At 54.3% G+C, this 6346-nt stretch carries 5 protein-coding genes; 2 read left to right on the forward strand and 3 right to left on the reverse strand.

Going from position 1 to position 6346, the window contains the following annotated elements; all coding sequences use genetic code 11:
* Position 1: 1 nt before the first annotated feature.
* From B088_RS01975 to B088_RS01985, 3 genes are read right to left on the reverse strand one after another with little or no spacing between them, the layout of a single operon-like run.
* Entirely contained in the window at positions 2-1135 is a 1134-nt protein-coding gene (locus tag B088_RS01975) for an LptF/LptG family permease (RefSeq protein WP_018106733.1), read from the reverse strand.
* A 6-nt stretch (positions 1136-1141) separates the two neighbouring features.
* A complete protein-coding gene (gene tgt / locus B088_RS01980) occupies positions 1142-2278 on the reverse strand; it encodes a tRNA guanosine(34) transglycosylase Tgt (RefSeq protein ID WP_018106734.1) in 1137 nt (378 codons plus the stop codon).
* Positions 2275-2793, reverse strand: coding sequence for a hypothetical protein (locus tag B088_RS01985; RefSeq protein ID WP_155802248.1), 519 nt, complete (start codon positions 2791-2793; stop codon positions 2275-2277). Before B088_RS01985 ends, tgt begins: the two co-directional genes overlap by 4 nt.
* 222 nt (positions 2794-3015) lie before the next feature.
* Here B088_RS01985 and B088_RS01990 point away from each other — a divergent pair, with 222 nt between their 5' ends.
* On the forward strand, positions 3016-5580 hold the full coding sequence (locus tag B088_RS01990; protein WP_018106736.1) for an adenosylcobalamin-dependent ribonucleoside-diphosphate reductase: 2565 nt from the start codon (positions 3016-3018) through the stop codon (positions 5578-5580).
* 239 nt (positions 5581-5819) lie between these two features.
* On the forward strand, positions 5820-6346 hold a 527-nt coding region (locus tag B088_RS01995; RefSeq protein WP_018106737.1), incomplete at its 3' end, for a transposase.

The raw sequence follows: 6346 nt of genomic DNA on the forward strand, positions 1-6346 counted from the left end.
CTCACCTCGGGGCGCGCCAGTAGAGAAAAATTGCGATGGGGATAAAGATTAGATTGGGGAGCCAGGCGGCCATGAAGGGGGACATGGCGCCACTGATGGCGTAGGAGGCTGAGATGGTGTAGAATAGGATGTAGGCAAAGGCCATCAGAAGTCCCAGGGCCACATTGAGCCCGATGCCTCCCTTTACCTTACGTGCGGAGAGGCAGACCCCGATGAGGGTGAGGATGAATGCAGCGGGAATGCTGGCAAATCGCCTGTGGTACTCGACCTGAAAGTTCTTAATATTCCCCATTCCCCTTTTCTCCTGCGCCTGTATATAGGTGTAGAGCTGTCCGGTCGTCAGCATCTCGCCGTCCTCGGGAGAGATGAGGATATCCTGGGGCGTGATCATCAGGAGCGTATCAAGCTGCTCACCCATCGTATCTTGCTCTACGAGACCGTGGAAGTCTCGTATGTGATAGTCGTAGACCGTCCAGTGAGAGACGCTGTCCGGGTGGTACTCGATGCGACGAGCCGTCATACGGCTGCTAAGCGTATTGTCCTCAAATTGCTCAAGGGAGAAATTGTAGCCGGTATAGCTGTCCTTATCGTAGGTGCTGAAGAATGCGATCACTCCCGGCTGAACAGCCAGCTGGACATTATCCCCCTGCTTCACTTCCTTATTATACACCCATTGATTGGTGAAGGCTATGCGCGTCTTATTGAGATGAGGGATCACCTCGCTCGAGAGGATAAAGGAGAAAGCCGACAGAATGGCTGCCGCAATCATATAGGGCCGAAGGAGACGATTAAAGCTCATCCCGGCTGATGACATCGCTATGATCTCCGACCGGGCTGCCAACTTACTCGTCACGAAGACACAGGCAATGAAGATGAATAGCGGCGCCAGCAGGATGGCAAAGTACGGGATCAGAGCAATGTAGTAATTGATGATCTCGCGCATCGTCAGGAGGGGATTCATGAAGTTGTCCAACTTCTCCTGCACATCCACCACTACGATGATCGCCATAATGAGGGCGAGGGTGAAGAAGAAGGTGGAGAGGAATCGCCAGATGATATAACGATCGATCCGGAGGATGCCTATCCTCGACAGGAACGAGTGCCAGCCATTCCTATTCCGAGCTTTACGTCCCATATAAGCTTATAGACGGCGATCTAAGTCATCGTAAACACTCGACTTCCAGCTACTGAAGTCCCCCTGAAGGATGTGCTTTCTTGCTGTCCGGACGAGGTCGAGATAAAAGGCGAGGTTGTGGATGCTCGCTATCTGCAGAGCCAGCAGCTCGTCGGCCGCAAAGAGATGACGGACATATGCTTTAGTGTAGTCTCTGTCCACAGAAGAGGTACCATAGGGATCAAGGGGCGAGAAGTCATCCTTCCACTTCGCATTACGCATATTCATCGTCCCTTTCCAGGTGTAGAGTCTCGCATTACGACCGTCCCGAGTGGGCATGATGCAGTCCATCATATCAACCCCGCGCTCAATCGCATCCAGGATGTCCTGCGGTGTACCTACGCCCATCAAGTAGCGAGGACGATCCTTGGGGAGCACTTCATTGACCACCTCGATCATAGCGCGCATATCGTCCTTGGACTCCCCTACACTCAGCCCACCAATGGCATACCCGTCAGCGTCATACTCAATCACACGCTCTGCCGCCTCCCGTCTTAGCTCTGGGTAGACGACTCCCTGCACGATCGGGAAAAGCGCCTGCCCATAGCCGTACAGTGGCTCTGTACTGCGGAAGCGGCGGAAGCATCGATCCAGCCAACCTAACGTGCGATCGAGTGACTCTCGGGCATAGCGACGATCAGCAGTCCCGGGAGGACACTCATCGAAGGCCATCATGATGTCGCCCCCTATCAGTCGCTCGATGTCCATCACCCTCTCGGGAGTAAAGAGGTGCTTGCTCCCATCGATGTGACTACGGAAGGTGACGCCCTCCTCCGTCATCTTCCTCGTATCAGTGAGTGAGAAGACCTGGAAGCCTCCACTATCCGTCAGTATCGGTCCTCCCCAGCCATTAAACTTCTGCAGTCCTCCGGCAGCTCTCAACACGTCCGTCCCGGGTCTCAGATAGAGGTGATAGGTATTACCGAGAATAATTTCCGCACCCACTTCCTCTCTGAGCTCCCGCATATGTACCGCCTTGACGGAGCCAACCGTTCCCACCGGCATAAATATCGGTGTGTGTATGTCTCCGTGTGGCGTATGCAGTACACCGGCACGTGCGTCTGATCCGGTGTCCTGAGCCTGCAGATCCAGTGAAATACTCATCCTTGCTTCTGTCTCTCCTCTCGGTACGCTATCTGTAGGAAGAAGTGAAGTGCTGCCGACATCACCGGCATCGGTACGCCCGTCATTGAAGCCACCGCCACTGTCTCCCGAAGAGCGTCCAGCGAGCCCTTCACTTCCTTTATCGCCCCCTCATCCCTCGGGTCCAGCTCGTCCTGATCCATAGCCGCAATCAGCTCCGCACATGAGAGCGCAGAGCGGAGTACCGCATCTCCACTACTCCTGAAAGAGTATGGGATGAGATGAAGATTGTATGGATCCTGAGACTCGTCCACTAGGCTCCGGAGCCGATCAGACTCCACAGCGACAGAGAGCAGGGCTCCGGTCGCTCCCTCAGGGAGATCTGTCTGAGACCCTGCCTCCGGAAGCTCAGACCCATCATCGGCAAGCAAGAGTCGCCGCGACATCAGCCGTGCCTCACAGCGGAGGGAGTGACATATATATCTTAGAGCAGGAGCGCTATCCCTCATCTGCCCTGTGGTATTACTTGGACTCATTGGATGATCAGAAGTTATTATTTGTAGCACAAAGGTACTAAAAATCCGCCCTCACGGAACTGCTACCACGATGGCAAGAGATATGGCTCTGAGTGTCACGAAGTGGTAAACTTTTGTGGCAACTCAGATAAAAAAGTCATCCAAAAGTGAAGAGAAAAGACTTCCGATCGACCAAAATAAGCGTATCTTTGTGAGCAAAAGATAACCAAAACTCACTCACTCATGACTCAGAAAACATACTCGTACGACGAGGCGTACGAAGCCACTCTGGAGTACTTTGGAGGAGATCAGCTGGCTGCTAAGGTGTGGACTACGAAGTACGCACTGAAGGATGCGGACGGCAATCTCTACGAAAAGTCTCCTATCGACATGCACCACCGGATTGCCCGGGAGATAGCGAGGATCGAAGCACAGTATCCCAACGGACTTACCGAGAGTCAGGTGGTAGAGCTGCTGGACCACTTCCAATACTTGGTCCCGCAGGGCAGCCCTATGACCGGCATCGGCAACGATCTGCAGATAGCCTCCCTTTCCAATTGCTTCGTGATCGGTCTCGACGGACCCTCCGATAGTTACGGGGCGATCTTCAAGATTGACGAGGAGCAGGTGCAGCTGATGAAGCGCCGTGGCGGAGTGGGACATGATATGTCCGGCATCCGCCCCAAGGGATCATTAGTCCGCAACTCCGCCCTCACCTCTACCGGGCTTGTCCCCTTTATGAAGCGTTTCTCCAATTCTACCCGCGAGGTAGCACAGGATGGTCGTCGTGGCGCTCTTATGCTCTCCTGCTCCATCAAGCACCCTGACGTCGCTGACTTCATCGATGCTAAGATGGAGGAGGGAGCCGTGACGGGAGCCAACGTCTCGGTTCGCATCACGGACGACTTTATGGAGGCAGTGCGGGACGACAAGGACTTTACCCTCCGCTTCCCTGTAGACAGCGAGGGGGATCCCAAGTACACCAAGGTCATCAGGGCTCGCGAACTCTGGGGCAGGATCATCCACAATGCCTGGAAGAGCGCCGAGCCGGGCGTCCTCTTCTGGGACACCATCCTCAAGGAGTCGATCCCCGACTGTTATGCGGACCTTGGCTTCGAGACCATCTCTACCAATCCCTGTGGAGAGATCCCTCTCTGTCCCTACGACAGCTGCCGCCTGCTGGCGGTCAATCTCTATGGGTACGTCAAGGATCCATTCACCGACCACGCTTCCTTTGACTTCGACCTCTTCAGAGAGCATATCGGCTGCGCTCAGCGACTGATGGACGACATCATTGACCTGGAGAAGGAGAAAATCGACACCATCCTCGCTAAGATCAAGAGCGATCCGGAGAGCGACGAGATCAAGTATGTCGAGCACCACCTCTGGGAGAAGATCCTCGAGAAGACCCTGAAGGGTCGTCGCACCGGACTTGGGATCACAGGTGAGGGGGATATGCTGGCTGCTCTTGGTCTCCGTTATGGGACCAAGGAAGCGATCGACTTTGCCGTCAAGGTTCAGCAGACGCTCGCTCTCAGTGCCTATCGCAGCTCCGTCACGATGGCACAGGAGCGCGGAGCTTTCGAGATCTACGACCCCAAGCGTGAGGAGCGCAACCCCTTTATCCTCCGCATTAAGGAGGCCGACCCACAGCTCTATGAGGATATGGTCAAGCACGGTCGTCGAAACATTGCCTGCCTGACCATCGCCCCCACGGGATCTACCAGCCTGATGACCCAGACCACCTCCGGCATAGAGCCGGTCTTTATGCCGGTCTACAAGCGTCGGCGCAAGGTCAATAGCAACGAGGTGGCGGACAGCACTCACCCCACCTTCACCGACGAGACGGGGGATGTCTTCGAGGAGTTTATCGTCTATCACCCAAAGTTTAGGGACTGGATGAAGGCGAGCGGTATCTCCACCGACAAGGAGTACACTCAAGAGGAGATTGATGACCTTGTCGAGCGCTCGCCTTACCATAAGGCTACCGCCAACGATGTGGACTGGATCTCTAAGGTCAGGATGCAGGGTGCGATGCAGAAGTGGGTGGACCACTCCATCAGCGTCACCGTCAATCTCCCCAACGACGTAGATGAGGAGCTCGTCAATACCCTTTACCTCACTGCCTGGGAAGCGGGCTGCAAGGGCTGCACCATCTACCGCGAGGGGTCGCGCGACGGCGTGCTACTCTCCACAAAGAAGAAGGAAGAGAAGAAGGAACCTGAGCTGCCGACACTACCATTCACTGCAGACGGGAAAGAGCCTCTGAAGCGTCCCGATGAGCTGGAGGCAGATATCATTCGCTTCCAGAATAACAAGGAGCGCTGGATCGCCTTCATCGGTATGCGTGACGGCCGTCCCTACGAGATCTTCACCGGTATTGATGACGAGGACGAGGGACTCTATATCCCCAAGCGCGTCACCCAAGGCAAGATCATCAAGGTCTACGAGGCGGACGGATCCAAGCACTACGACTTTGAGTTCTCCAATAAGCGAGGACTCCGGACTACGGTCGCCGGACTGGATGAGAAGTTCAATCCTGAGTTCTGGAACTATGCGAAGTTTATCTCCAGCGTCCTCCGCTATGGTATGCCGATCGACCAGGTGGTCAATCTCGTCCGCGGGCTCGACCTTGGAAATGAGAGCATCAATACCTGGAAGAATGGTGTCGAGCGAGCTCTCAGGAGGTACATTACTTCCGGCACAGTCGCAGACGGTCAGACCTGTCCCAACTGCGGCTCTCACCAGCTCGTTTATCAGGAGGGATGCCTGATCTGTAAGGACTGTGGCACCTCCAGGTGCGGCTGATACCACATCCATAATTCATATGACCCGAGGGGTGTCGATCGGCTAAGATCGACACCCCCTCGGCTTTTTTATGCATTGCTGCCGATGCACCGACAACTTCTTTACAATCTAAGGGTCATCATACAGACAGCAATAAAGAGAAAGGGATCCTCATATGCCGCTTTTCGTGTACGATCAACTATCTTTGGTGGCTTGGTATGGCTCTCTCTGTCAAGGGAATTTCTATGCTTCTGCGATGTATGACCATACAAGACGTGGCAAAACTGCTGCACCTTAGCTGGGATGTGGTCAAGGAGATACATCTAAAGCACCTTGAGAGACGCTACAGGAGACCGTCCCTGAGAGGAATTGAGAGCATCGGAATCGACGAGTTCGCAGTGAGGAGGGGACACGTATACAAGACCATTGTAGTGGATCTGATCTCGGGCAGGATCTTACATGCGGGAGACGGCAAAGGGGCAGACGAACTTGATGAATTCTGGAAGCGTGTGAGGAAAGAGGGCGTCAGCATGCGATATGTCGCCACTGATATGTCCTCCGCTTTTGCAAAGTCTGCACGCGAAAACGCCCCCGATGCCATCTATGTCTTCGACCACTTTCACGTCATCAAACTAATGGACGATACCCTGGACAACATCCGAAGAGAGCTGGTCTCACGAGAGGTAGACCCGGCTAAAAGGAGGCTCATAAAGGGATCTCGGTTTTTACTCCTGGCAAACTCAGAGAACATTGTAAATCATAACGGAATGTCCAAGCTACAATTAGC

Source organism: Porphyromonas bennonis DSM 23058 = JCM 16335 (assembly GCF_000375645.1).
In the GTDB taxonomy this organism is placed as follows: Bacteria; Bacteroidota; Bacteroidia; order Bacteroidales; family Porphyromonadaceae; genus Porphyromonas_A; species Porphyromonas_A bennonis.